The organism is Janthinobacterium sp. SUN206 (genome assembly GCF_030587305.1).
Taxonomy (GTDB): Bacteria; Pseudomonadota; Gammaproteobacteria; order Burkholderiales; family Burkholderiaceae_D; genus Janthinobacterium; species Janthinobacterium kumbetense.
Genome location: NZ_JAPWIB010000001.1, coordinates 428,771 through 455,575, shown reverse-complemented (window position 1 = coordinate 455,575; position 26,805 = coordinate 428,771). Strand labels below are relative to the sequence as shown.

Annotated in this window: 24 protein-coding genes and 1 tRNA gene; 14 read left to right on the top strand and 11 right to left on the bottom strand. The window is 63.6% G+C overall.

All coding sequences use genetic code 11. The features are described from left to right. Positions 1-211: 211 nt before the first annotated feature. The 3 genes from O3300_RS01880 to O3300_RS01870 form a co-directional block, all read right to left on the bottom strand. A tRNA-Leu gene (locus tag O3300_RS01880) sits at positions 212-294 on the bottom strand. 189 nt (positions 295-483) lie between these two features. Then, positions 484-3,582 carry an efflux RND transporter permease subunit gene (locus O3300_RS01875; RefSeq protein WP_099664143.1) on the bottom strand — a complete coding sequence of 1,033 codons (3,099 nt, stop codon included), beginning with the start codon at positions 3,580-3,582 and terminating at the stop codon, positions 484-486. Then, positions 3,579-4,742: an efflux RND transporter periplasmic adaptor subunit gene (locus O3300_RS01870; protein WP_305051819.1), complete on the bottom strand. Its 1,164-nt coding sequence runs from the start codon at positions 4,740-4,742 to the stop codon at positions 3,579-3,581. The genes O3300_RS01875 and O3300_RS01870 overlap by 4 nt, the downstream gene beginning before the upstream one ends. Positions 4,743-5,031: 289 nt before the next feature. Between O3300_RS01870 and hpnC the strand changes: the two genes are divergently transcribed. The 6 genes from hpnC to O3300_RS01840 all read left to right on the top strand — a co-directional run bounded on the left by hpnC (position 5,032) and on the right by O3300_RS01840 (position 10,076). After that, positions 5,032-5,913 carry a squalene synthase HpnC gene (hpnC, locus tag O3300_RS01865; RefSeq protein WP_289905140.1) on the top strand — a complete coding sequence of 294 codons (882 nt, stop codon included), beginning with the start codon at positions 5,032-5,034 and terminating at the stop codon, positions 5,911-5,913. 46 nt (positions 5,914-5,959) lie between these two features. Beyond that, complete coding sequence (hpnD, locus tag O3300_RS01860) at positions 5,960-6,793, top strand: presqualene diphosphate synthase HpnD (protein WP_077403957.1); 834 nt, start codon at positions 5,960-5,962, stop codon at positions 6,791-6,793. Continuing rightward, positions 6,786-8,165, top strand: a complete 1,380-nt coding sequence (gene hpnE / locus O3300_RS01855; RefSeq protein ID WP_305051818.1) for a hydroxysqualene dehydroxylase HpnE — start codon at positions 6,786-6,788, stop codon at positions 8,163-8,165. Before hpnD ends, hpnE begins: the two co-directional genes overlap by 8 nt. Before the next feature lie 130 nt (positions 8,166-8,295). Next, the gene (locus tag O3300_RS01850) at positions 8,296-8,451 is read left to right on the top strand and encodes a hypothetical protein (protein WP_305051817.1); all 156 of its coding nucleotides are present in this window, start codon (positions 8,296-8,298) and stop codon (positions 8,449-8,451) included. Between the two features lie 19 nt (positions 8,452-8,470). Then, entirely contained in the window at positions 8,471-9,259 is a 789-nt protein-coding gene (locus O3300_RS01845; protein ID WP_257218618.1) for a DUF1700 domain-containing protein, read from the top strand. A gap of 10 nt (positions 9,260-9,269) precedes the next feature. Then, positions 9,270-10,076 (top strand): head GIN domain-containing protein, encoded by an 807-nt coding sequence (locus O3300_RS01840; RefSeq protein ID WP_305051816.1) that lies wholly within the window; start codon positions 9,270-9,272, stop codon positions 10,074-10,076. On the opposite strand, the gene O3300_RS01835 is transcribed toward O3300_RS01840, so the two are convergent. After that, complete coding sequence (locus O3300_RS01835; protein WP_305051815.1) at positions 10,063-11,313, bottom strand: TIGR03862 family flavoprotein; 1,251 nt, start codon at positions 11,311-11,313, stop codon at positions 10,063-10,065. The genes O3300_RS01840 and O3300_RS01835 overlap by 14 nt on opposite strands. Before the next feature lie 155 nt (positions 11,314-11,468). Here O3300_RS01835 and O3300_RS01830 point away from each other — a divergent pair, with 155 nt between their 5' ends. After that, positions 11,469-11,711, top strand: a complete 243-nt coding sequence (locus O3300_RS01830) for a hypothetical protein (protein ID WP_099664150.1) — start codon at positions 11,469-11,471, stop codon at positions 11,709-11,711. Positions 11,712-11,758: 47 nt separating this feature from the next. On the opposite strand, the gene moaD is transcribed toward O3300_RS01830, so the two are convergent. Genes moaD through thrC form a run of 3 tightly spaced genes read right to left on the bottom strand, consistent with a single transcriptional unit; the run spans position 11,759 to position 14,731 of the window. Next, positions 11,759-12,013, bottom strand: a complete 255-nt coding sequence (moaD, locus tag O3300_RS01825) for a molybdopterin converting factor subunit 1 (protein ID WP_077403939.1) — start codon at positions 12,011-12,013, stop codon at positions 11,759-11,761. Between the two features lie 10 nt (positions 12,014-12,023). After that, a complete protein-coding gene (gene glp / locus O3300_RS01820; protein WP_305051814.1) occupies positions 12,024-13,250 on the bottom strand; it encodes a gephyrin-like molybdotransferase Glp in 1,227 nt (408 codons plus the stop codon). Further along, positions 13,250-14,731 (bottom strand): threonine synthase, encoded by a 1,482-nt coding sequence (gene thrC, locus O3300_RS01815; RefSeq protein WP_305051813.1) that lies wholly within the window; start codon positions 14,729-14,731, stop codon positions 13,250-13,252. The genes glp and thrC overlap by 1 nt, the downstream gene beginning before the upstream one ends. 268 nt (positions 14,732-14,999) lie before the next feature. On the opposite strand from thrC, the gene O3300_RS01810 reads away from it, so the two are divergent. After that, positions 15,000-15,740 (top strand): AAA family ATPase, encoded by a 741-nt coding sequence (locus O3300_RS01810; protein ID WP_099664153.1) that lies wholly within the window; start codon positions 15,000-15,002, stop codon positions 15,738-15,740. A gap of 125 nt (positions 15,741-15,865) precedes the next feature. Here the strand turns inward: O3300_RS01810 and O3300_RS01805 are convergent, their stop codons facing one another. From O3300_RS01805 to kbl, 3 genes are read right to left on the bottom strand one after another with little or no spacing between them, the layout of a single operon-like run. Continuing rightward, on the bottom strand, positions 15,866-17,266 hold the full coding sequence (locus tag O3300_RS01805) for an L-serine ammonia-lyase (RefSeq protein WP_305051812.1): 1,401 nt from the start codon (positions 17,264-17,266) through the stop codon (positions 15,866-15,868). Positions 17,267-17,314: 48 nt separating this feature from the next. Further along, positions 17,315-18,280 carry an NAD-dependent epimerase/dehydratase family protein gene (locus tag O3300_RS01800; RefSeq protein ID WP_099664155.1) on the bottom strand — a complete coding sequence of 322 codons (966 nt, stop codon included), beginning with the start codon at positions 18,278-18,280 and terminating at the stop codon, positions 17,315-17,317. A gap of 20 nt (positions 18,281-18,300) precedes the next feature. Continuing rightward, positions 18,301-19,527, bottom strand: a complete 1,227-nt coding sequence (gene kbl / locus O3300_RS01795) for a glycine C-acetyltransferase (protein ID WP_305051811.1) — start codon at positions 19,525-19,527, stop codon at positions 18,301-18,303. Positions 19,528-19,748: 221 nt separating this feature from the next. Between kbl and O3300_RS01790 the strand changes: the two genes are divergently transcribed. Next, positions 19,749-20,324, top strand: a complete 576-nt coding sequence (locus tag O3300_RS01790; protein WP_077403922.1) for a helix-turn-helix domain-containing protein — start codon at positions 19,749-19,751, stop codon at positions 20,322-20,324. 33 nt (positions 20,325-20,357) lie between these two features. On the opposite strand, the gene O3300_RS01785 is transcribed toward O3300_RS01790, so the two are convergent. Then, positions 20,358-21,464: a PEP-CTERM sorting domain-containing protein gene (locus tag O3300_RS01785; protein WP_305051810.1), complete on the bottom strand. Its 1,107-nt coding sequence runs from the start codon at positions 21,462-21,464 to the stop codon at positions 20,358-20,360. Between the two features lie 190 nt (positions 21,465-21,654). Between O3300_RS01785 and O3300_RS01780 the strand changes: the two genes are divergently transcribed. From O3300_RS01780 to O3300_RS01760, 5 genes are read left to right on the top strand one after another with little or no spacing between them, the layout of a single operon-like run. Further along, complete coding sequence (locus O3300_RS01780; RefSeq protein ID WP_289905153.1) at positions 21,655-22,581, top strand: STM4015 family protein; 927 nt, start codon at positions 21,655-21,657, stop codon at positions 22,579-22,581. 15 nt (positions 22,582-22,596) lie between these two features. Further along, positions 22,597-23,694, top strand: a complete 1,098-nt coding sequence (locus O3300_RS01775; RefSeq protein ID WP_305051809.1) for an STM4014 family protein — start codon at positions 22,597-22,599, stop codon at positions 23,692-23,694. After that, a complete protein-coding gene (locus tag O3300_RS01770; RefSeq protein WP_305051808.1) occupies positions 23,687-24,538 on the top strand; it encodes an STM4013/SEN3800 family hydrolase in 852 nt (283 codons plus the stop codon). The genes O3300_RS01775 and O3300_RS01770 overlap by 8 nt, the downstream gene beginning before the upstream one ends. Beyond that, positions 24,535-25,914 (top strand): STM4012 family radical SAM protein, encoded by a 1,380-nt coding sequence (locus O3300_RS01765; protein WP_305051807.1) that lies wholly within the window; start codon positions 24,535-24,537, stop codon positions 25,912-25,914. The genes O3300_RS01770 and O3300_RS01765 overlap by 4 nt, the downstream gene beginning before the upstream one ends. Beyond that, positions 25,908-26,786: an STM4011 family radical SAM protein gene (locus O3300_RS01760; protein ID WP_305051806.1), complete on the top strand. Its 879-nt coding sequence runs from the start codon at positions 25,908-25,910 to the stop codon at positions 26,784-26,786. Before O3300_RS01765 ends, O3300_RS01760 begins: the two co-directional genes overlap by 7 nt. Positions 26,787-26,805 lie beyond the last annotated feature (19 nt).

Here is a 26,805-nt window from a genome sequence, read left to right as displayed (position 1 = left end):
AACCTTTGATTTATCTCAATTTGGCCATTTTTCAGGTAAATCGCCGCCCATACCCCGCCCTATCCTGCCGTGCCGGACGAAAAATAGCGCGATGGAAGACGCATCCCATGACGAAAACACGGGAAGAACGGGAAGAAAAACAGGAAGATGCCTGCACGAGGCTGAAGAACAACTTGGTGGTGCTGCACGTCCGGGCTGGAACAACCCGGATTGGTGCGGATGGGGAGACTCGAACTCCCAAGCCGAAGCACTGGCTTCTAAGACCAGCGTGTCTACCAATTCCACCACATCCGCATTTTTTCACTACCAGCAACAGACTGCCGCCGCGCAGACTGTCGTCTGCGCCTCCCTGATTTTAACAACTCGGGAGCGATCTGGCTACCGCAGACTCAACGAGCAAGCCCTCGGTAAAGCAAAGGCGGCATTCTACTGGATTTCCCAGAGGAATGCCGCCTTTTTTTGCCTAAGCCCTGGCGCAGGCGGCTAGCCTTCTTTTGCGGTCGCCGGCGCCGGCTTCTTGACCCGGAACCAGGCCGCATACAGGGCCGGCAGGAACAGCAGAGTCAAGGCCGTCGCCAGGATCAGGCCGCCCATGATGGCCACCGCCATCGGCCCCCAGAACACGGAGCGCGACAACGGAATCATGGCCAGCGCGGCGGCTGCGGCCGTCAGCACGATGGGGCGGCAACGGCGCACGGCCGAGTCGATGATGGCGTCCCATGGAGCCGAACCATCGCGGATGTCTTGCTCGATCTGGTCGACAAGGATCACCGAGTTGCGGATGATCATACCGAACAGCGCGATGACGCCCAGGTTGGCCACGAAGCCCAGCGGACGGTGCAGCAGCAGCAAGGCAAACGCGGCGCCCGCCACGCCCAGCGGCCCCGTCAGGAAGACCAGCAGGGAACGCGAGAAACTGTGCAGCTGCAGCATCAGCAAGGTGAAGATGATGAAGATAGCCAACGGCAAGTTCGCCGAAATCGACGCTTCCGCTTCGCCGCTGTCGGCCGCCACGCCCTTCACATTGATGCGGTAGCCGGCCGGCAACTTGGCCCGCAAGGCGTCCAGCTGCGGCGCCAGCTGCGTCGACACGGTGGCGCCCTGGATGCCGTCGATCACGTCCGACTGCACCGTAATGGCCCATTCACGCTTGTCGCGCCAGACGACACCCGGTTCCCACACGAAATGCGCGCGGGCCAGCTGCGAGATGGGTACGGACTTGCCCGTCGCCGTCGGGATATTCGTGTCATTCAGCACGGAAATCGTCGCCCGCTCTTCCAGCGGCTGGCGCACCTGGATGTCGATCAGCTTATTGTCTTCACGGAATTGACCGATGACGGTGCCCGACAGAATCGTATTGGCCGCCTGCATCACCGTTTTCGACGTGACGCCCAGCGCGCGCATCTTGTCCTGGTCCAGGTCCAGGCGCAATACTTTCACCGACTCATTCCAGTTGTCGTTCACGCCCAGGGTGTTCGGATTGGCGCGCATGATGTCCTTGACCTGGTCGGCGATGGCGCGCACACCGGCCACTTCCGGTCCCGTGACGCGAAATTGCACGGGATACGGCACGGGCGGCCCGTTCGGCAACAGTTTGACGCGGCCCCGCACTTCCGGGAAATCTTTCTTGAAGACATCGACGATTTGCTGGCGCAAGCGTTCGCGGTCAGCCAGGCTCTTCGGCAAGACCACCACTTGTGACACGTTGGTCTGCGGGAAGATCTGGTCCAGCGGCAAGTAGAAACGGGGGCTGCCCGTGCCGACATAGCTGGTGACGCTTTCCACGCCGTCGAGCTTGCCCACGAAGGCTTCGAATTTCTTCACCTGCTTTTCATTCGCGGCAAACGTCGTGCCTTCGGGCGACCACAACTCCACCATCAGTTCGGGACGGCTGGAATCGGGGAAGAATTGCTTTTCAATAAAGTTAAAGCCGTAAATGCCCAGCGCAAAGATAGCCAGGGTGGCGGCAATCGTCGTCTTGCGCCATTCCACGCACCAGGTGACGGCGCGGCGGAAGCGGCGGAAGTTCGGCGTATCGAACAATTCATGGTCGTTATGCGCGTGCGGTTTGACTTTCAGCAAGACATAGCCGATGTAGGGCGTGAAGACGACGGCCACCACCCACGAAATGATCAGGGCCAGCGCATTGACGGAGAACAAGGAGAACGTGTATTCGCCGGCGGCCGACTTGGCCAGGCCGATGGGCAAAAAGCCCGCCACCGTGATCAGGGTACCCGTCAGCATGGGCATGGCCGTCGACGTATAGGCGAACGTGGCCGCGTCGAAACGCGACATGCCCTCTTCCATCTTGCGCACCATCATCTCGACGGCAATGATGGCGTCATCGACCAGCAATCCCAGCGCGATGATCAGGGCGCCCAGCGAAATCTTGTGCAAGTCGATGTCGAGCAGGCGCATGAACAGGAAGGTGACGGCCAGCACCAGCGGAATGGTCAGCGCCACCACCAGGCCGGGACGCACGTCGATGCGCAGCGGTTTCGTGTGCAAGCCCAGCGCGACAAAGCTGACTGCCAGCACGATCAGGATGGCTTCGACCAGGGTATGCACGAACTCGCCCACGGAAGCGGACACGGCTTCCGGCTGGTTCGACACGCGCTGCAGTTCTATGCCGACCGGCAACTCGCTCTTCATGCGCGTGACCGTTGCCTGCAAGGCCTTGCCCATGTCGATGATATTGCCGCCCTTTTCCATCGACACGCCCAGGCCGATCACTTCCTTGCCGTTGAAACGCATCTTGTCCTTCGGCGGATCGATGAGTTCACGTTTCACGGTAGCAAAATCACCGAGGCGGAAGGTGGTGCCGTTGGCGCGCAGTTCCAGGTTTTCCAGGTCCTTGACGGTCAGCATGGCGCCCGTCACGCGCACTTGCAGATTGTCCGTCGGCGTCACCAGCACGCCCGTGGCGTTGATGCTGTTTTGCGCGGACAGTTGCTGCACGATGGCGTCGAAAGGAATGCCCAGCTGGGCAAATTTCTTGTGCGAAAAGACGATATTGATCTTTTCATCCTGCACGCCGAACAGTTCCACCTTCGATACCTGTCCCACGGCCAGCAGTTCCTGGCGTACCTTGTCCGCGTAATCCTTCATTTCCGCGTAGGTAAAACCGTCGCCGGACAGGGCGAAGATGGAGCCATACGTGTCGCCGAACTCGTCATTGAAGAACGGGCCCACGACGCCGGCCGGCAAGGTGCCCTGGATGTCGCCGATCTTCTTGCGCACCTGGTACCAGGCGGCGGCCGTTTCCTTGGGCGGCGCCGATTCGCGCAGTTCCAGCAGGATCAGGGTTTCGCCCGGCTTCGAATAGCTGGTGATTTCGTCGATGTACGGCGTTTCCTGCAGCTTCTTTTCCAGCTTGTCCGTCACCTGCTCGGCCATCTGCAAGGCCGTGGCGCCGGGCCAGTACGCTTGCAGCACCATGGCGCGGAAAGTAAACGGAGGATCTTCATCCTGGCCCAGGCTGGCGTAGCTGAGCATGCCGCCGATCAGCAGCACGGCCATCAAGTAACGCGTCAGCGGGATGTGTTCGAGCGCCCAGCGCGACAGATTGAAGCCGCCCTTCATTTGACCGCACCCACGCTGACGGCGGCGGCACCGGCGGCAGGCTTGCTGGCCAGTTCGGCGCCGAGGATGGTCACTTTCTGGCCCGGCTTGAGCAGGTTGACGCCGGCCGTGACCACGGTCTGGCCCGCCTTCACGCCCGAAGTCAGCAGCAGCTCATTGCCCGCCACGCCGCCCACCGTCACCGGCACCAGCTTCACGGCGCCGTTTTCCACCACCCACACGGAACTTTGCGATTTCTCATTGAACAGGGCCGTCAGCGGTACCTTGATCTGCGGCGTGGCCGTCTGCGAGGCGAACTGCACCACGGCCGTCATGCCCAGGCGCGCCTGCGGCGCGTCCGGGATGCTGACCTTGGCGATATAGGTGCGCGTGGCGGCATCGGCCACGGGCGACACTTCGCGTATCTTGCCCGGCAAGCCCTGCTTCGGGTCGGCCCACAGGCGCACCACCACATCCTTGACGCCGCGCAAGGTCTCGACCTTGTCTTCAGGAATGCCGATCACGACTTCCTTCTCGCCGCTCTTCGCCACTTGCACGACGGGCGCGCCGGGCGCCACCACCTGCCCCACTTCGGCCTCGATGCGCGTGACGACGCCATCGACGTCGGCCAGCAAGCTGGCATAGCCGGACTGGTTCGCCTGGCCACGGTACAGGGCCTGGGCCGCTTCCACGTTCGCCTGCGCCGCCTTGTAGGCGGCGTCCTTGCCGTCAAGCACGGCCTGGCTGACGAAATTTTTCTCGCGCAAATCCTGGTAGCGCTTCAATTCCGCGCGCGCCAGGTCGCGGCTCGTTTCCGCGCTGACGAGCGAAGCCTTGGCCTGCGCCTGCGACAGCTGCAAGTCGGCAGGGTCGAGCTGCATCAGCACTTGCCCCTTCCTGACGCTGGCGCCCACGTCCACCTTGCGCGCGACGATCTTGCCGCCCACGCGGAAGCCCAGCTGCGATACGACACGGGGCACGACCTCGCCCGACAGCTCGGCACTCACGTCAACATTACTGCTAGACAATACGATCGCGCGCACGGGGCGCACGTCTTCCACTTTGACGGCAGGCTTGGAACAAGCCGCCAGGGTCAGCGCCAGGGCGGCGGCGGCAATCAGCCGCAGGGCGGGAAGTGCGGGAGCGCCGGTCTCGCGGCGCAGGGTTTTCAGGGCAAACAAGGTATTTTCCTTTACTATGCGGGCTGCAATATTTTTATGCGGAGAAACTTTTTGCTTGTCCTTTGGGCCAAGCCAAACTTTTTCGCACGCGATATCCTTAAATTTGTGACAATATCAGCTTGGTCATCGCGGGGAGCGATTTTCCCCTAATGACTTTCTGGTTATTAATTATAATCGTGCGTAAAAGTTTTTAGTGACTTTTGCGTCATTAATCTTGAGACGTACAACGTCCGGCCCCATTCCAGCGTGTGAGGGTGCCGGACAAACGCAAGACTAGAGAAGTGTGTTCATGCCTGTAGACCATTACGAAAATTTTCCTGTTGCATCATTTTTACTGCCGCGCCGCCTGGTGCCCGCCGTCGAAGCCATCTATGCCTTCGCCCGCAGCGCCGACGACCTGGCCGATGAGGGCGACGCCACGCCGGCCGAGCGCCTGGCCGCCCTGCACGCCTATGAAGAAGCGCTGGGCCGCATGGACCGCCACGAAGGCCATGCCGGCGAGAACGCCGCCATGTTCGAGCGCCTGGCCGCCGTCATCGCCAAACACCAGTTGCCGCTGAAGCCGTTCCACGATCTGCTGTCGGCATTTAAACAGGATGTGGAAACGACGCGCTACGCCAGCTATGACGATGTGCTCGATTACTGCGCCCGCTCGGCCAACCCCGTGGGGCTGCTGATGCTGCACCTGTATGGCGCGGCCGATGAACAGAATGTACGCGATTCCGATGCGATATGTTCAGCTTTGCAACTAATTAATTTCTTGCAAGACGTCGCCATCGACCAGCAAAAAGAGCGCATCTACCTGCCGATGGAAGACTTGAGCCGCTTTGCCGTCTCCGCCGCCGCCTTCGAGCGGCCCGAGGCGCACGGCAAGTGGAGCGCCCTGATGCGCTTCGAAGTGGCCCGCACGCGCGCCCTGATGCTGTCCGGCGCGCCGCTGGCCCTGCGCTTGCGCGGCCGCATTGGCTGGGAATTGCGCCTGGTGGTGCAAGGCGGCTTGCGCATCCTCGAATGCATCGAAGCCGTCAATTACGACGTGTTCCGGCGCCGTCCCAAGCTGGAGAAACGCGACTGGCTGATCATTTTCTGGCGCGCCCTGCGCATGTCGCGCAAAAGCTTGCATCAAGAGACACAAGTAAAAACGGCTTTTCCCCCGTCGCCCACTCTGTAAGACGATAGAATAGCGGCTTCGATCTGCAACCCTTGCTCTTTTGACTATGTCTCCCGACGAATACTGCCAACAAAAGGCCGCCCAGAGCGGCTCCAGCTTCTACTACAGCTTCCTGTTCCTGCCCGCCGAGCGCCGCAAGGCCATCACGGCCCTGTACGCTTTCTGCCGCGAAGTCGATGACACGGTCGATGAATGCACGGACGAAGCCGTGGCACGCACCAAGCTGGTCTGGTGGCGCAAGGAAGTCAAGGCCATGTACGAGGGCATCCCCACGCATCCCGTGATGCGCGCGCTGGAACCGCATCTGGCCGTGTATCAACTGGAAGAAAAGCATTTGCAGGCCATCATCGACGGCATGGAAATGGACTTGAACCAGACCCGCTACCTCGATTACCAGGCCATGAGCCGCTATTGCTGGCATGTGGCCAGCGTGGTGGGTATCTTGTCGGCCAGCATCTTTGGCGCGACCCGCCCGGAAACCCTGCTGTACGCGGAAAAACTGGGCCATGCCTTCCAGCTGACCAACATCATCCGCGACGTGGGCGAAGATGCGCGCAAGGGGCGCATCTATTTGCCGATCAGCGAATTGCAGCAATTTAATGTGACGGCGGCCGACTTGCTGAACGCGCGCCACAGCGAAAACTTTGAAAACCTCATGCGTTTCCAGGTGGCGCGCGCGCAAAAGGCGTATGACGAAGCTTTCGCGCTGTTGCCAGCCGAGGATCGCCGCGCCCAGCGTCCGGGGCTGATCATGGCCGCCATCTACCGCACCCTGCTTAACGAAGTCGAGCGCGACGGCTACCACGTGCTGAAACAGCGCATCTCGCTCACGCCGATCCGCAAACTGTGGCTGGCCTGGAAGACCTGGGTTCGTGGCTAAGCCTATCGTGAAGCAACGCTACGCCGTCATCGGCGCCGGCTGGGCCGGCTGCGCGACGGCCATGGAACTGGCGCGCGCCGGTCACCCGGTGACCGTCTTCGAGGCGGCGCGCACCCTGGGCGGGCGCGCGCGCAGGGTCGAGAGAGAAAACACGGTGCTCGACAACGGCCAGCATATCTTGCTGGGCGCCTACACGGAAACCTTGCGCCTGATCAAACTGGCGGGGCAAGACCCGGACGAACTGATCCTCACGCTGCCCCTGCAGATGCGCTATCCGGCCGGCTCCGGGGGCATGGATTTCATCGCGCCCCGCCTGCCCGCGCCGCTGCACCTGGTCTGGGCCCTGCTGCGCGCCACGGGATTATTGCGCGCCGACAAACTGGCCCTGATGCGCTTTTCCACCGCCATGCGGACGATGGGTTGGCAACTGTACAACGATTGCACGGTCAGCGAATTGCTGCAGCGCTTCGACCAGACGGACCGCCTGAACCGGCTGATGTGGCACCCGCTGTGCCTGGCCGCCCTGAATACCCCGCCCGAGCGCGCCTCGGCCCGCGTCTTCCTCAACGTGCTGCGCGACAGCCTGGGCGCCAGCCGCCGCCGCGCCTCGGACATGCTGGTCCCGAAGGCCGACCTGAGCAGCGTGCTGCCCGACGCGGCCGCCCGCTATGTGGAACAACATGGCGGCGCAGTGCGCACGGGCGCCAAGGTGGCCGCCCTGCAGGCGCTGCCCGACGGCCGCTGGCGGCTCGATGACGACGTCGACGATGGAGATATCTTTGACGGCGTCATCGTCGCCACCTCGTCCGTGCAAGCGGCCGGCCTGCTGCAAGGCTTGCAGGACGCGCGCCTCGATGACGTTATTGCCAAAATGCAAGCCTTCACGCCGGAAGCGATCAGTACCTGCTACCTGCAATACGACGCCTCGGTGCGCCTGGACTTGCCGTTCTACGCCCTCGTCGATACGCCGGCGAACCGGCACTGGGGCCAGTTCGTCTTCGACCGGGGCCAGCTCGACAGCAAACAGGCCGGCTTGCTGGCCGTCGTCATCAGCGCCTCCGGCCCTGCCGCCGAGCAAGGCCACGGGCCGCTGGCGCAAGCCATCGCGGCGCAGCTGGCGCAGGTCTTGCAGCGCCCTGCCCTGGCCCAGCCCCTGTGGACCCAGCTGATCACGGAAAAGCGCGCCACGTTCGCCTGCACGCCGGACCTGGCGCGCCCCGGCAACGCCAGCGGCGTGCCGGGCCTGCTGCTGGCCGGCGACTACACGGCGAATGACGACCGGACACAAGACTATCCGGCCACCATCGAGGCGGCCGTGCGCAGCGGCGTGGCGGCCGCCAAGGTCGTCACCACGGGCAAGGCGGCAAAGTAGACTTGACGGTGCATCCTCCCCTGGCGTCGCTCGCCCCCGCGAAATTGCATTCTGTCGCACCGCGCTGGTGCGCTCGCGTGCGCTTGGGTACAGTCTGATCATCGACAACGGCCATGCCACGAGGAATACCATGCACACCACCTTGCACTTGAAAAACAGCTTGAAAGCCCTGGCGCTGCTGGCGGGTGTGGTGCTAACAACCTTGATCGTCATGCAGGTACAGCAGGCGCCACAGGCACCGTTGCTGCTGAGCCAGGCAAGCATGTTGCTGCCGGCAGTGGGCTGAAGCGGCGGACAGGAAGAATATGATGAACAAGCAAGATTATCTCGACGCGCTGCGGCGCGCACTGGCAGGCTTGCCACCGGACCTGGTGGCCAAGACCCTCGATTATTACGAACAGACCTTCATCGAAGGCGCTGCGGCCGGCCGCAGCGAGCACGAAATCGCCGATGACCTGGGCGACCCGAAAAAAATCGCCCTCACCTTGCGCAGCAGCACCCATCGCCAGGCTTTCGAGCAAAAGAAAACGCCCGTCAACCTGCTGCGCCTGCTTGTCTCGCTGGTGGGCCTGACCATCTTCAACCTGTTCATGGTCGTGCCTGCCGCCGTCTACGCGGCCCTGCTGGCCACCCTGTACGCCGTCGGCCTGAGCTTTTACCTGGCCGGCATCGCCATCACGGCCAGCGGCTTGTCCGGCGCCAACGAACTGGTGCTCGATGGCCCCCTGCGCCACGTCTTCATCCATGACGATGACGGCGGCGAAGGCGGCGAACGGCGCGAAACGCGCATCACCATCGGCGACACGGGCATCGAAGTCGACCACGTGCCCGGCCCCGTCAAAGCCGAGTCCGCACCCGAGGCACCGGGCGCCTCATCGCGCATGATGGAGCGGGCCGAAGCGCTGGCCGGCGGCGGCATCCGCATCTCCACCGACATGGACCGCGATGCGCGCACCACGCAAACCGTCTTTGGCGTGGGCATGCTGCTCGGCGGCATCGCCATCTTCCTGCTCAGTCTGGTCGTAACGCGCTATACCTTGATCGGCATCAAGCGCTACGTTGCCATGAATGTTTCCCTGCTCAAAGGTCACTAGAAAGGCTGCCATGAAACGCTTGCTCAAAGTTGGCCTGTCCATGCTCTTGCTGGCATTGGTCCTGATCGCCATGTCGTATGCGGCGCTGCGCGCCAAGGGAATCAGCAATCCCAGCAGCGCTGCCGGCCGCGCCGTGCGCAGCGAAACGCGCCCGATTTCCGCCGATATCACCAGCATCGACCTGGCCGGCCCCATCGACCTGGTGCTGCGCCGCGGCGCCACGCCATCGCTGAAGGTCAGCGGCGAACAGCGTTTGCTGTCGAACGTCGACACCACGCAGGATGGCACGACCGTGCATATCGGCCCGAAAGGCATGCTGTTCCACCATCGCCAGCCGCTGCAGGTGGAACTGGTGCTGCCGGCCCTCGTGCGCGTCGAAGTGCACGGCAATGGCGACAGCAAGATCACGGGCTTTTCCGGCGACAGTTTCATCCTGGAATTGACGGGTTCCGGCGACGTCAGTTTCACGGGACGCTACAAGCAGGTACAAGCCACCGTCAACGGCAGCGGCGACCTCGACATCAATGCCGGCAACAGCGACAGCGTGGTGCTGGAAATGGTGGGCTCCGGGCGCATCGCCGCCAGCGGCAACACGAAATTCCTGCGCGCCGACCTCAGCGGTTCAGGCGACATCGATGCCGAGCACCTGGCCGCCGACAAGGCCAGCGTCAGCCTGCAAGGCTCGGGCACGAGCACCGTCTTCGTGCGCGACGCCGCCAACCTGACCGTGCGCGGCAGCGGCGACATCCACGTCCACGGCAACCCGCGCCAGCGCGAGACGCAGAAAAGCGGCTCGGGCGAAATTACCTGGCACTAAGGTTCTCTTCCAGCCAGCTGACCGCCTGCTCGCCGGCCGCCTTGCCTTGCGCCAGGCAGGCCGTTAGCAGGTAGCCGCCCGTCGGCGCTTCCCAGTCCAGCATTTCCCCCGCCAGGAACACGCCCGGCATGGCACGCAGCATGCTGCCTTTGACACCTTCAAAATCCACGCCGCCGGCGCTGCTGATGGCTTCATCGATGGGGCGCGGACGCCTTAAGGTGACGGGCAGCAGCTTGATGGCGGCGGCCAGCCTGGCTTCGTCGGCAAAGTCGGCCGCACTCAGGCATTCGCGCAGCAAACCCGATTTCACGCCCTTGATGGCCAGGCGGCTGTTCAGGTGGCTGGACATGGAACGGGCGCCGCGCGGGCGCGTCACTTCTTCGAACACGCGTTCATGACTGTGGTCGGGCGCCAGGTCGAGCCAGATGGTGGTGCTGCCCTCGGCGGCGATCTGCTCGCGCAGCGCGGCCGACAGCGCGTAGATCAGGCTGCCCTCGACGCCGCCCGCCGTGATGACGAACTGGCCCTGGCGCTTGATCGTCAAGCCATCGATGTCGCGCGCCGTGATGGCCACGGTGGTCAGCGGCTCGCCCGCATGACGGCTGCGGAAATACTCGCTCCAGTCCACGTCGAAGCCGCAATTGGCCGGCGCCAGGGGCGTCACGGCCACGCCGCGCCCTTGCAGCAGCGGCACCCAGGCGCCGTCCGACCCCAGCCGCGCCCAGCTGCCGCCGCCCAGCGCCAGGATCACGGCGTCGAAAGCGAATAGCCGTTCGCCGTCCGGCGTGGCGAAGGCCAGCTGGCCGTCTTGCCAGCCCGTCCAGCGGTGGCGCATGTGAAATTGCACGCCCGCTTCGCGCAGGCGGTGCAGCCACGCGCGCAGCAAGGGCGCCGCCTTCATGTCCGTCGGGAAGACGCGGTTCGAGGAGCCGACAAAGGTTTCCACGCCCAGGCCATGCACCCAGTCGCGCACCTTTTGCGGGCCGAACTGGTCCAGCGCCGGTTTCACCCGGTGCGCTTGCCTGGCGTAGCGCGAGACAAAGGCCTGGTAACCTTCCGCATGCGTGATATTCATGCCGCCCCGCCCCGCCAGCAGGAATTTGCGGCCGACGGACGGCATGGCGTCGAACAGCTCCACCCTGGCCCCCTGGTCGGTGGCCGCCTGGGCGGCCATCAGGCCGGCGGGGCCGCCGCCGATGACGGCGATGTGAAACGGAGGGGAACTGGTTTGGGTCATGGCGAGCTGGAAAGACGGTGAAAACCCCGGCATTTTAGTCGAGATAAGGCCGGCGGATGGCAAGAAGGCCGAAAAATGATGCATACTGCGCGGACATGCTGCAGCGATCGGCACTTCGACTTCACGAGACAACGCGACGACAAGAGGAGAAACACATGGGCGCAGGATTCTGGATTTCCCGTTATTTGCTGGCCAGTTCGATTTTATTCATCATCCTGACGGTGGTCGAGTACAGCAAGGGCACCACCAGCCGCGCCGACATCCTCAGCGCGCTGGCCTGGTCGCTGGTGGCGTCAGCCATCTTCATCGGCTCGAAATACTGGCGCTACAAGAAAGCCATCGCCTGCGCCACCTGCGGCGATACCACGGCCAGCAAGCCGAAAACCAAGGCGCCATGAAAAAACGGCCACTTCGATGAAGTGGCCGTTTCATTTGGCGCGCAGGATCAGCCGCCCGTCACGGGCGGGAAGAACGCCACTTCGTCGCCGTCGCCTGTCACGGTATCGGCATCGCACATCACCTGATTATGCGCCATGCGCAGCGCGCGTCCCTGCGCCAGCGCATATTCCCAGTTGCCGCCGCGCGCGATCAGCAGGGCCCGCACCTCGCCCACCGTCAGCGGCCCGGCCACTTCCAGCGCTTCCTGGCCCGTGCCCACCAGCTCGCGCACGCTGGCAAAAAATCGCAGATTGATCTTCATCAAGACTTCCTTAGTACAGCAATTCGTTAAACGGGATAAACCGCAGCATGTCGCCGCGCGCAATCGACAGCCCCGGCGGGCAATCGATCAAGCCGTCGCCCCACACGGTGGACGTCAGCACGCCCGAACTCTGGTTGGCGAACAGTTCCAGCTCGCCTTCTTCATTGACCTTGGCGCGCAGGAATTCGTTACGCTTGTCCGCCTTCAGGCGTTCAAACGCGGCCGGCAGCCTGTAGCTGCGCGGCGCCAGGCTCCCCGCCACGCCCTGCAGGCGCAGGATGAACGGGCGCACGAACAGCAAAAAGGTGACGAAGCTGGAGACGGGATTGCCGGGCAAGCCGACAAAGAACGCGTCCTGCACTTCGCCAAACGCCAGCGGCTTGCCCGGCTTGACGGCGATCTGCCACATGTTCAGCCGCCCTTCCGCTTCCACGGCCGGCTTGATATGGTCTTCCTCGCCCACGGACACGCCGCCCGAGGTGATGATCAAATCATTGCCCTGGGCCGCCTGGCGCAGCACGGCGCGCGTCGCTTCCAGGCTGTCGGGCACGATGCCTAGGTCCGTGATCTCGCAGCCCAGATTTTCCAGCAGGCCGCGCAAGGTAAAACGGTTCGAGTTGTAGACGGCGCCCGGCGCCAAAGGCTCGCCCGGCATGGCCAGCTCGTCGCCCGTGAAGAAGACGGCCACGCGCAGCTTGCGCAGCACCGGCACTTGCGCCAGGCCCACCGAGGCGGCCAGGCCCATTTCCTGGCTGCGCAGGCGCCGGCCGGCGCCGAGGATTTCGCCGCCGGCGCGGATATCCTCGCCCTGGCGCCGCACCCATTCGCCCGCGTGCGGCACGTGATTGACCGTCACCACGCCGTCAAGCAAGGTGCACTGCTCCTGCATCACCACGCAATCGGCGCCGTCCGGGATCAGGGCGCCCGTGAAGATGCGCGCCGCCGTCCCCGGCTGCAAAGGCTGGCCCACGTGGCCGGCCGCGATGCGCTGCGACACGGGCAGGCTGGCCGCGCCGCTGGCGCAATCCTGCGCGCGCACGGCGTAGCCATCCATCTGCGTGTTGTCGCGCTCGGGCACGTTCAGGGTCGACGTTTGCGCGGCCGCCAGCACGCGGCCGTTGGCGCGCATGGTGTCGACCAGCTCCACGTCGGCCACCGGGCGCGCCGCGCCCAGCATGAAGGCTTGCGCCTCGGCCACCGACAGCATGGGTTTACGTACAGTGCTCGCGTCTGTCATCACAGCCCCGTATTGGCGGCGATGTACGCCTTCATTTTTTCCACGTCCGCATCCATCACGACGAACTTTTGCGGCAAGTCTTCGATGTTTTCGAAGCCGGCCGGGCGCTCCGCATCCACGCCCAGCGCTTCGAGGATGGTTTCGTTGAACTTGGCCGCCAGCGCCGTTTCCAGCACGATCATCGGCACGTTCGGCTCCAGGTGCTCGCGCGCCACCTTGATGCCGTCGGCCGTGTGCGTGTCGATGGTGATGCCATAGTCGTCGGCCACGTCGCGGATGGTGTCGAGGCGGTCCTGGTGCGTGGACTTGCCCGACTTGAAGCCATATTTGGCCACCAGCTTGAACTCGTCGCCATCGCTGCCCGGCTTGCCGGACAAGTCGAAGCCGCCGTGCGTTTCCACTTTCGTGAACAGCGCGCGCACGCGCTCGCTGTCGCGGCCCACCAGGTCGTAGACGAAGCGCTCGAAGTTCGACGCTTTCGAGATATCCATCGACGGGCTGCTCGTATGGTACGTTTCGGCGGACTTGCGCACGCGGTAGACGCCCGTGCGGAAGAATTCGTCGAGCACGTCGTTTTCATTCGTCGCCGCCACCAGTTTCGAGATGGGTAAACCCATCATGCGGGCGATGTGGCCGGCGCAGATATTGCCGAAGTTGCCAGACGGCACCGTGAACGACACTTTCTGTTCGTTGCTGGTGGTGGCCGCCAGGTAGCCGCGGAAGTAATACACGACTTGCGCCACGACTCTTGCCCAGTTAATGGAATTGACGGTGCCAATCTTCTGCTTCGCCTTGAATGGCAAGTCGTTCGACACTGCCTTGACCATGTCCTGGCAATCGTCGAACACGCCTTCGACGGCGATGTTGTAGATGTTCGGGTCTTGCAGGCTGAACATCTGCGCCGTCTGGAAGGCGCTCATTTTCTTGTGCGGCGACAACATGAAGACGCGGATGCCCTTCTTGCCGCGCATCGCGTACTCGGCCGCGCTGCCCGTGTCGCCCGAGGTGGCGCCGAAGATATTGAGTTCGGCGTCGTGCTTGGCCAGCGTGTATTCGAACAGGTTGCCCAGCAACTGCATGGCCATGTCCTTGAAGGCCAGGGTCGGGCCGTTCGACAGCGCCTGCAGGATCAGGGTGGTCGATCCGCCCTTGACGACGTTTTCTTCCAGCACGCGCAGCGGCGTGATGTCGGCCGCATTTTCGCCGGCGCGGGCGTTCTTGTAGACTGCCTTGGTATAGGTTTTCGCCGTCAGCGCCTTCAGGTCCGCGGCCGGGATATCGGTGGCGAACTTCTTCAGGATTTCGTAGGCCAGGTCGGCATACGACAATGTGCGCCAGGCGTTGAGCTCGGCACCAGTGACTTGCGGGTAGTGTTCAGGGAGATACAGTCCGCCATCGGGGGCCAGGCCGCCCAGGAGGATGTCGGAGAATTGCTGCGGATTCATTGGCGCTTTATCAGCGCGGGTAGACACGTAGTGCATAGATTTGAAGAGTCCAGTTGAGCTGAGTGCGGTTGATCATGAATGGCAGCGGATATTATAGTGCCAGCCGCCGTCCAAGGCGAATCGCGTGGCGCACGCCGGTTGCCGGCGTGACAATTGGAGAGCCATGCTGTTGTCAAACCACACATAATGCTTGAGATCAAGGCAGGTGGACATGGCCTGTGTGCGCACTGGCGCGCGCCGCCAATTTGCGCCACACTGCAGCTGTTACCCCGGAGCGGGGCCACTATGGAGTCGAAAACCGGCCATGTCGCTGAGTAAAAAACCGTATTTGCAAAGCGCCGCGCTGCGCCCTGACGCCGTCGTCGACCTGGACCACTATCCGTTCACCATTCCCGCCATCCGCGACTTCGTGCACATGGACTTTCATCGCGACGTGACGTTTTTCGTGGGCGAGAATGGCAGCGGCAAGTCGACCATGCTCGAAGCGCTGGCCGTGGCCCTCGGTTTCGGCAAGGATGGCGGCACGCGCAACGTGCGCATCGCCCTGCCGTCGGACGAGGAATCGGGCTTGCACGCGCACTTGCGCCTGAGCAAGAGTTATAAAAAACCCGAGGACAGCTATTTCCTGCGCGCCGAAAGCTTTTTCAACGTCGCCACCTACATGGACGACATGCCGGAATACCTGGCCAGCTATGGCGGCAAGTCGCTGCACGCGCAATCGCACGGCGAAGCATTCATGGCCACCCTGATCAACAAGCTGCGGGGAAAAGGCTTGTACCTGCTGGACGAACCCGAGGCGGCCCTGTCGCCCAGCCGCCAGATGGCGGCATTGTCCGTGATCCACCAGCTGGTGCAGGACGACTCGCAATTGATCATCGCCACCCATTCGCCCATCCTGCTGGCCTATCCGAATGCGAAAATCCTCAGTTTTACGGGCGGCGGCATCCACGAAGTGGCGTATGAAGACACGGAACACTACGCCGTCACGCGCGATTTCCTGAATAACTACCCGAGGAGGCTGGAGCAGTTGTTTGAGGAGGAGTAAGGGTGATGGCTTGCTGCCATGGTGATGTCGGCTTACGCCTGTTTGAGGAGGAGTGATGCCATAAGGCGCAGCGGAAATCTGGGTCAGACGGGGACGCCGAGTCCCGGCGGGTCTGACCCCGGCACTTAGCAGGCTGCATGGTTGACGGTGATTACATGCACGGCCAGCCCGCCCAAGGACGTTTCCTTGTACTTGTCCTGCATATCCGCGCCCGTCTGGCGCATGGTTTCGATGACTTCGTCGAGGCTGACGAAGTGCGTGCCGTCGCCCTTCAGCGCCAGCGAAGCGGCCGTGATGGCTTTCACGGCGCCCATGCCGTTGCGCTCGATGCAGGGAATCTGCACCAGGCCGCCGATCGGGTCGCACGTCATGCCCAGGTGGTGTTCGATGCCGATTTCGGCCGCGTTTTCGATTTGTTCATTGGTGCCGCCCAGCGCCGCCACCAGGCCGGCCGCCGCCATGGCGCAGGCCACGCCCACTTCGCCCTGGCAACCCACTTCGGCGCCCGAGATCGAGGCATTGCGTTTGCACAACATGCCGATGGCGGCCGCCGTCAGCATGAAGCGGCGCACGCCGCCGACCGGGTCGCTGGGGCGGCAATCCTGCGCGTAGTAGCGCAGCACGGCCGGGATGATGCCGGCGGCGCCGTTGGTCGGCGCCGTCACCACGCGGCCGCCCGCCGCGTTTTCCTCGTTGACGGCCATCGCGTACAGGCTGACCAAGTGCACGGCGTCGTGCGGCAAGTCGTTGGCGCGGTTGTCGGATGCTTTCGCTTCCTGCGCCAGACGCCACAATTTCGCGGCGCGGCGCTTCACGTTCAAGCCGCCCGGCAGGTTGCCCGTCGTTTCCAGGCCGTGCGCGATGCAGTCGCGCATGACGTGCCAGATGCGGTCCAGTCCTTCATTGAGTTCCGCGTCGCTGCGCTTGACGCATTCGTTCGCGCGCAGCATTTCCGGGATCGACAGGCCGCTTTCCACGCCGTGCGCCAGCAACTGCTCCATGGTATCGAAGGGGAAGACGACCCGCGCGCTGGCCGCCGACTCCACGGCCGCTTCGGCCTGGGCCTCGCCGGCTTCGCGGATAAAGCCGCCGCCGATCGAGTAATACACTTTGTCGACGCGGCTGCCATCCGCCAGTTTCAGGGTAAAGCGCATGCCGTTCGGATGTTCGGGCAGGGATTCGCTCTTGTGCCAGATCAAGCCCGTGGCGGCCGTAAACGGCACCACGTGCGTGCCCAGCAAGGCGATTTCGCCGACCGCCTCGATGGCGGCCAGCTTGCTGTCGACGGCATCGGGCGCCACGTCTTGCGGCGTTTCGCCCATCAGGCCCAGAATGACGGCCTTGTCCGTGGCATGGCCCACGCCCGTCAGCGCCAGCGAGCCATACAGGGCCGCCTCGACGCCCACTACCTGGTCCAGCGGACCGTATTCGACCAGAAAACGCCGCGCCGCCACCATCGGCCCCACAGTGTGGGAACTCGACGGCCCGATGCCGATCTTAAACAGGTCAAATACGCTCATGTCCATGTAGTGTCTCTTTATATTAGTATGTTTTTATGCAAGCGGGTTCGTACTTCAGGCAGCCTTGGCGGCATGGCCCACATCGACATTGGCCAGCATGTCCGTGACCATCTGCTCGACGCCGATCTGCGCCTTCCAGCCCCAGTCGGCGCTGGCCTTGCTGTCGTCCAGGCTTTGCGGCCAGCTGTCGGCGATGGCCTGGCGGCTGTCCGGCTTGTAGCTGATCTTGAAGTCCGGGACCATGCGCACGATGGCCTTGGCCAGCTGCTCGGGGTTGAACGACACGCCGGCCACGTTGTACGAGGAGCGGATCTTGATTTGGGCCACAGGCGCGTCCATCAGTTCGATGGTGGCGCGGATAGCGTCGGGCATGTAAATCATCGGCAAAGTGGTGTTCGCATCGAGGAAGCAGTCATAGCGCTCGCCGCGCAAGGCCGCATGGAAGATGGCGATGGCGTAATCGGTGGTGCCGCCGCCCGGAGGCGATTTGTAGCTGATGATGCCCGGGTAGCGGATGCTGCGCACGTCGACGCCGTACTTGTTGAAGTAGTACTCGCACAGGCGCTCGCCGGCCAGCTTGCTGATGCCGTACATCGAGGTCGGGTCCATCACCGTCATTTGCGGCGTGTTCACCTGCGGCGTGTTCGGGCCGAAGGCGGCGATCGACGACGGCCAGAAGATGCGCAGCGGCTTACCCGCTTCGCCCCGCTCGCGCGCCAGCTCCAGGATATTGAGCAAGCCGTCCATGTTCAGGCTCCACGCCTTCAACGGCGCCGCTTCGCCCGTGGCCGACAGCATGGCCGCCAGCTGGTACACCTGGGTGATGCCTTCGTCGGCGATGATCTTCGCCAGGCCGTCCTTGTCCAGCACATTCAATTGCGCATAGCGCTTGGCCTGGTACAGATTATTCGTGCCGATGTCGCTGGCGATGACGTTGTCCGCGCCGTGCTGCTGCGCCAGTGCGCCCACCAGTTCACTACCGATTTGGCCGTTTGCGCCAATGACTAAGATGCGTTCCATGCTATTTTCCTGAATTCTTGTTAGTTGGTAGTGGTCGTGGCGGTCAGCAAACCGAGTTCCTTGCCAGCCTGCTCGAAGGCGGCCAGCACTTGCACCAGCTGTTCGCGGGTGTGGGCTGCCGACAGCTGCACGCGCACCCTTGCCTGGCCCATCGGCACGACCGGGTAGAAGAAGCCCGTCACCAGCACGCCCAGTTCATACAGGCGGGCGGCGAATTTCTGCGCCACGGGAGCGTCGAACAGCATCACGGGAACGACGGGATGGGTGCCCGGCTTGATGGTGAAGCCGATGCGTTCGATCTCGCTGCGGAAGAAGGCCGTGTTTTCATGCAGGCGGTCGCGCAGTTCCGTCGACTTGGCCAGGCGCTCCAGCACCGACAGCGAAGCGCCGGCGATCGATGGCGCCAGCGTGTTCGAGAACAGATAAGGGCGCGATTTCTGGCGCAGGGTGTCGATGACTTCCTTGCGCGCCGACGTGAAACCGCCCATGGCGCCGCCCAGGGCCTTGCCCAGGGTGCCCGTGATGATGTCGATGCGGCCCATCACATTGTGGTGTTCGTGCGTGCCGCGGCCCGTCGCGCCCATGAAGCCGGAAGCGTGGCATTCGTCGATCATCACCAGCGCGCCGTACTGGTCGGCCAGGTCGCAGATCTTGTCGAGTTGCGCGATCGTGCCATCCATCGAGAATACGCCGTCCGTGACGATGACTTTATGGCGCTTGCCGGCGGCGACGGCCGCTTTCAGCTGCACTTCCAGGTCGGCCATGTCGTTGTGGGCGTAGCGGTAGCGGCCAGCCTTGCACAGGCGGATGCCGTCGATGATGGAAGCGTGGTTCAGCGCATCCGAGATGATGGCGTCGTTTTCATCGAACAGGGGCTCGAACACGCCGCCGTTGGCGTCGAATGCGGCCGCGTACAGAATCGTGTCTTCCGTGCCCAGAAAAGCGGAAATCGCCTGTTCCAGTTCTTTATGCACGGTTTGCGTGCCGCAGATAAAACGCACGGACGACAGGCCGTAACCATACTTTTGCGTGGCGGCAATAGACGCTTCCTGCGTCTGCAGGTCGCCGGACAGGCCCAGGTAGTTGTTCGCACACATATTGATCAGGGTACGGCCATCGTCGCACACCACTTCGGCGCCCTGGCGCGAGGCGATCACGCGCTCGGGCTTGTACAAGCCCTGTTGGCGCAGTTGATCGAGATTCTGTTGCAGACCGCTGAAAAAGGTGTTCTTCGCTTGCTCGCTCATGATGATCCTTGTGTGTCCCTGTTGTATGTGTGCTATCCGGGTGAGCTCAGTTGCCATAGGGAAAAGCGTCCGCTTGACCGGTGCGCGCACAATGCTGTACCGTGAAGCGCTGTTTGAAGTCTACACGTTTCCGTGTTTTTCCTCAAAATCCACTATTTCGAACTGAAATTCAATATAGTGGATATTACCCAAGCCTTTTGAACTTTGCAAGCCACCTGCCGATGAAAACCAGCGTTTCGACCAATTCTCCGCCCGAAGTGGGCGCCACCCTGCAACGGCTGCGCCTTGCGCGCGGCCTGACACTGGAGGATTTGTCGCGCATCGCGGGCGTCTCGAAGTCCATGCTGTCGCAGATCGAGCGCGAAAAGGCCAATCCCACCATCGCCATCACGTGGCGCCTGGCCAACGCCCTGGGCGTGCAGATCGGCGAATTGCTGTCCAGCGCGGAAAAAGCCGTGGAAACCATCCGCATCACGGACGCCCACGAAACCCCCACCCTGCCCGGCGACCACGCGGGCTACGTGCTGCGCATCCTGGGACCGATGGAACTGGCCGGCAAATATGAATGGTATGAGGTGACCCTGGCGCCGGGCGGTGAACTGGCGTCGCAGCCGCACGATCCGGGCACCACCGAGCATTTGACGGTGATCCACGGCAACCTGGAACTGGAAGTGGGGACGGCGAAGAAAAAGGTCAAGAATGGCGGCACGGCCAGGTATCCGGCGGACTTGCCGCATACGATACGCAACCTGGGCAAGACGGAAGGAAAAGCGCTGCTGGTGGTGATCCACCGCTAGTGGCCACCAGCAGCACGGCGTACGGCTCCGGCGTCAGGCCTGGCGCTGACGTCTTCTGCTGACAAAGCCGAGCAATGCCAGGCCGCCCAGCAACATGCCATAGGTTTCAGGCTCCGGCACGGCGCTGAGCGGGTCGAGGCGGATCACTTCACAAAAGCGGTCGTTGCAGCGGCTGGCGGCGATCTGGCCAGCCTCGTTGATGCCATTGACTTGCAGATTGCGCCAGCCTTCCATGCCATCGACCAGGTCGGCCAGCATATAGGTGTTGCCATTCATATTGATAATGGATTCCGCACCTGAAAGGCTGATGCCCACCACGTTCCCTTTGCCATCGATCCCGAGCGCTTCCGACATGGAGTTGATCCCGCTCCAGCTGCCATCCACCATCTTGAAGGCGCGGTAGGGAACCGGCCAGGGGGCATTGGGGAAGTACTGGTTGAACACGATTTCCCCTGCATTGTTAATCCCTCGCATCTTCACCTCGGCGTCTCTGATCGTGGGCGTGATGTCTCTCATCACACCATTTTCATAGATATAACCGTGCTGCTTGCCGCTGGCCGTCGAGGAGTTGCCGACGATGACCCCATGATCATTGATTGCTGAAACACTACTCCAGGCGCCGCCCAGCGTACCGAGGGGAGTAATGCCCGATGCGGAATCGTACAGATAGGCGTTGGTGCTGCTGACCTTGGTCTGGCTGTCGACCACGGTGGCGCCAAACGCGACTTTCCCCGACGCATTAACTTGACCGGTCCACGACACCTGGCCGGGAATATCCAGCGACGTCAGGGTGTTGCCCGACTGCAGTTGCATGTGCAAGGTGCCATCGGCGGCGGTGGAGCGCAGCAGCAAGTCTCCTGCAATATTGCCGCCACGCAGCATATTCGTTGCCTGAGCCGCAGGCATGGCCGTCACTGCCGAGCCTGATGTGCCGTACCACATGTCCACGCCATTCAGCTGAACATAGCCATACAGTTCGCCCAGCGCCGTGATGCCGCCCCACTGCAAACGGCCAGTCGAGGGGAGCGCAAACGTTGTCGAAGAGAAAATCGGTGCAGGTGCAGGCAGGATTTGTGCAAACGCCGTCGTTGTCGCAGCGCTCAACAGCAAGAAACACAGGGTTTTATGTATCGGTTTCATTGTCAATTTTCCAATAAAATTAACAAGATAATCGATAATATAAAAAAGGTAAACATTTTTGACAACTTTGATGCAAGATAAGCATCGATGGCTCCCATTGCAGGGGCCAGCAGTGTGCAATAAGCCCTTATGCCCATGCTAAGATTTCGGACTAGACAAGATTTCCACTGCCCTTCATGGAGCCTTACCGATGACGATTTCCGACAGCACCACCACCTTCCACAACAAGAAAGTCGTCCAGTACGACCCTGACCTGCCCTTCGACGCCTCGCCCGACATCGTCTACCGTTTGTCGCTCGAGTACGACGACAAGCGCAAGATGGACGAGCTGATCGCCGGCTTCCTCGCCAAGGCGGACCAGAACGCGCTCGCAGCGCTGATCATCGGCATGTGGGGCGATCCGTACGAATCGGGCGCCGACGAAGTGATCGCCGCGCTGATCGCCCACGCGCCGCAACTGCCCAATGTGCGCGCCCTCTTCATCGGCGACATGACGTACGAGGAATGCGAAATCTCGTGGATCGTGCAAGGCAGCTACAAGCCCCTGCTGGACGCCTTCCCGCAGCTGGAAGAATTGCGCATCCGCGGCGGCAATGAGCTCGTCATCGAACCGTTCGCGCACCAGCACCTGCGCCGCTTCACCATCGAAGCGGGCGGCCTCGATCAAAAGATCGCCGAAGCGCTGGCGCAATCGAGCATGCCGCAGCTGGAACACCTGGAGCTGTGGCTGGGCACAGAGGAATACGGCTTCTCGGGCGACGTCGACCTGTACCGCAAGGTGCTGGCGCAGTTGACCGTACCGACCCTGCGCTACCTGGGCTTGCGCGACGCGGAAATCGCCGACGACCTGGCCGTGTGGCTGGCGGAAGAGCCGCTGGTGGCGCAGCTCGACACGCTCGACCTGTCGCTGGGCACCATCGGCGACCTGGGCGCCGTGGCCGTGCTCAATCACACGCAGCTGGGCAAGCTGAAACGCCTGGACCTGTCGCACCATTACATCTCGGAAGAAAACCAGGCCAAGCTGAAGGCGCTGCCCTTCGAAGTGGTGCTGGACGACCCGCAGGAAGCGGACGAAGACGACGGCGAAAGCTACCGCTACGTGGCCGTGGGCGAATAAGCGGAGTCTTTTCCTTTGGCTACACCCCTCACCCTGCTGGCCAGCGCCGGCAGCAAGCGCGTGCGCCTGATGCAGGCGGCGCGCGCGCAACTGCGCCTGCCGCCCGCGCAGGTGCTGGAATGGCGCGACTGGCTGGCGCAGCCGGCGCTGCTGACAGACGCCTTGCGCCAGCCCGGCCTGCTGAAGATCGAGCCGCCCGGCGACGCTCCCGCCGCCCATTTTCTCTTGCTGCAGGCGGGCTGCCGTTTGCTGGACCGCGCCCCCGTGCGTGCGTCCGAACATGGCGAGCTGCTGGCCATGGATGCGTGGTTTGCGGGCTTTGCCAGCGCCATGCAAGACCTGGCGGGGCAACTGGCGGCTTTGCCGGCAATACGCGTCTTCAATGCGCCGGCCGAGATTGTCCGCATGACGGACAAGCTGGCCTGCCAGCGCCACCTGGCCGCGCACGGCATCGCCATTCCCGCCCTGCTCGGCCCCGTGCATGGCTACGAGCACCTGCAAGCGCTGCTGCGCCAGCATGACCTCGACCGCGTGTATCTGAAGCCGCGCTACGGCTCGTCCGCGTCCGGCGTCGTCGCCTACCGCCGGAACAAGGCGGGACGCCAGCAAGCCACCACCTCGGCCGCCCTGCAGCATGGGGATGGCGCGGCGCGCCTGTTCAATGTCAAGCGCATGGCGCGCTATGACACGCGGCACGACATCGCCGCCCTCGTCGACGCGCTGGCCGCCCAGGAACTGTATGCGGAAACGTGGCTGAACAAGCCGCGCTGCGGCGACAGCCACTACGACCTGCGCGTCGTGACCCTGGCGGGCCAGCCCGCGCACCGGGTGGCGCGCATCGGACAGCACATGATGACCAATCTGCACCTCGACAACCGGCGCGGCGAGGCATCCGGCCTCTTGAACGCAGCCGACCTGGAGGCGCTGGAAGCGGCTGCCGCCCAGGCCGCGTGCGCCTTCCCCGCCAGCCACGTGACGGGCTACGACCTCGTCGTGCGCCAGGGCCAGGCCCACGTGCTGGAAGCGAACGCCTTCGGCGACCTGCTGCCAGGCCTGCTGTGGCAAGGCGCGGACACCTATGCGGCGCAATTGACGCAACTGACACATGCTTAAAGATACACCGGACACACCGGCCATCCCCGACATGCACGCCATCGTCGGCAGCCACGATATCGTCTTCCTCACGCTCGACACCCTGCGCTTTGACGTGGCCCAAGCCCTGTACGAGGCGGGTGAATTGCCCGTGCTGGGACGTTTTTTACCGCCGGGCGGCTGGGAACGGCGCCACTCGCCCGCCACGTTCACCTATGCGGCGCACCAGGCCTTCTTCGCGGGCTTCTTGCCCACGCCGGCCGCGCCGGGCCGCCATCCGCGCCTGTTCGCCAGCGCGTTTGCGGGCAGCGAAACGACGTCGCGCGACACGTTTACCTTCGCGGAAGCGGACCTTCCCGCCGCACTGGCCGCACGCGGCTACCGCACCATCTGCATCGGCGGCGTGGGCTTCTTCAACAAGCAAACGGCGCTGGGCACGGTGCTGCCGTCGCTGTTCCAGGAAAGCCACTGGAGCGCGGGCATGGGCGTGGCCAGCCGCCATTCGACGCAAAAGCAGGTGGCGCTGGCCATAGCCCGCCTGGCGGATGGCGATCAGCGCACTTTTTTGTTCATCAACGTGGCCGCCCTGCACACACCGAACCGCGCCTACCTGCCCGGCTGCCGCGCCGATTGCCTGGACAGCCACGCGGCAGCGCTGCGCTATGTGGATGGCGCGCTGGCGCCCCTGTTTGCCGCCTGCGCCGCGCGCGCGCCCACGTTCGCCATCGTCTGCTCGGATCACGGCAGCGCCTATGGCGAAGATGGCTACCGCGGCCACCGCATCGCCCACGACAGCGTGTGGAACGTGCCATATGCGCACTTCTTCATCGCCCCCGATACACCTCCCAAGGAGTCCCCACCGTGAACCCAGCCGAACAACCTGGCACCCTGGCGCAACGCATGCGCCACACGCCCTATCAGGCGTATTCGTATTCGTATCCGCACAAGGCGGCCTACCGCGCCTTGCCGCAGGCGGCGCCGCTGGCGCCCCTGTGGGCGCGGCAAGACCGCTCCGCCCTGTTCGCGTACATCCATATTCCGTTTTGCGAGATGCGCTGCGGCTTTTGCAACCTGTTCGCCATGGCCCGCCCCAGCGCCGACATGGTCGAACGCTACGTGCGGCAAGTGCTGGTGCAGATGCGCGCACTGGCCGGCGCGCTGGGCGAACGGCGCTTTGCCCGCTTCGCGCTGGGCGGCGGCACGCCCACCTATCTGTCGCCGGCGCAGCTGGACACCTTGCTGTGCGGCGCGCGCGACATCCTCGGCATCGATTTGCAAGCCACGCCGGCCGGCATCGAAGCGTCGCCCGAAACCATCACGGCCGAACGCCTGGCCGTCTGCCGCGCGCACGGCATCGACCGCGTCAGCCTGGGCATCCAGAGCTTTGCCGCCGGCGAGATGCGCGCGCTGGCGCGTCCCCAGCAAAACGCCACCGTCCATCACGCCATCGGCCTGATACGCGCAGCAGGCTTTCCCACCCTGAACCTGGACCTGATCTACGGCATCGCGGGCCAGACGGTGGCCAGCCTGCTGGCGTCCATCGACAGCGCGCTGGCCTTCCGGCCCGAGGAAATCTATCTGTATCCGCTGTACGTGCGCGAGCAGACGGGCCTTGGCAAGATCGCGCGGCGCAAAGGCGCCGATACGCTGAACCCCATCATGCTGGCGCAGGACGGCGACAGCCGGCTGGCCCTGTACGCGGCCGCGCGCGACCATTTGCGCGCGCAAGGCTATGAGCAGGTATCGATGCGCATGTTCCGCGCTCCCCATGCGCCGGAACAAAACGGTCCCTCGTACTGCTGCCAGAATGACGGCATGGTGGGCCTGGGCGCGGGCGCGCGCTCCTACACGGCCAGCCTGCATTATTCGAGCGAGTACGCGGTGGCACGGACAGAGACCATCGGCATCATCGACAACTACCTGGCGCTGGACGAAGTAAGCTTCGCGCAGGCGGAACACGGCTACGTGCTGGGCGAGGAAGAACAGCGCCGGCGCTACGTGATCCAGTCGCTGCTGACGGAACCGGGCCTGGACCGCGACGCCTACACGGCGCGCTTCGGCACGCGCTGCGAGATGGATCTGCCGCAGCTGGCCGAATTGCACGCGCTGGAACTGGTGCAGGAGGATGGTCCGCTGCTGCGCCTCAATGACCGCGGCTACAGCTACGCCGACACCATCGGCCCGTGGCTGGCCTCCGAGACGGTGCGCACGCTGATGGCGCAAGAGGGCCAGGCGTGCTGACAACGCCGCCTGGCACTCTGTCCCTGCTGTACCGGGGCACGCTGGCGAGCTGCAACTACGCCTGCGGCTACTGCCCGTTTGCCAAGAAGCGCGACAGCCGCGCCGCGCTGGCCCGCGACGCGCGCGAGCTTGTCCGCTTCACGGACTGGGTGGCGCGGCAAACGCGCCCCATCGGCGTGCTGTTCACCCCCTGGGGCGAAGCGCTGGTGCGGCGCCACTACCGCGCGGCCATGCAAACCCTGGCCGCACTGCCGCACGTGCGCCAGGTGGCGCTGCAAACGAATCTGTCCGGCCCCCTGAACTGGCTGCAGGGGATGGATGGACTGGAAAAGATCGGCCTGTGGTGCACCTACCACCCGGACCAGACGACGCTGGCCCGCTTTCTCGAACGCTGCGCGCGCCTGGACGCCATGGGCGTGCGCTATTCCGTCGGCGTCGTGGCGATGAATGAACACCTTGACGCCATCCGCGCCCTGCGCGCAGCCCTGCCCGCGCACGTCTACCTGTGGCTGAACGCGTATGACCGGCGTGGTCCCGGCTACTACGCGGTGGAAGACCTGGCCTGGCTGGACGCCGTCGACCCGTGGTTCGCGCAAAACCGGCGCCCTTCGCCCTCGCGCGGCAAGCCCTGTCTGGCGGGCGAGGCGTCGCTGTCCGTCGATGGCGACGGCGAGCTGGCGCGCTGCCATTTCGTGCCCGAGCGCCTGGGCAACCTGTACACGGACGACCTGGCGGACCTGCTGCAAGAGAAATCCTGCCCGCGCTTCAAGTGCGATTGCTATATCGGCTATGCGCAGCGCAAGGATTTGCCGTTCCAGTCCACGTTTGGCAACGGCGTGCTGGCGCGCATCGCGCCTTTGCACCAGACGTAAAAAAGCGCGGGCCAACGGC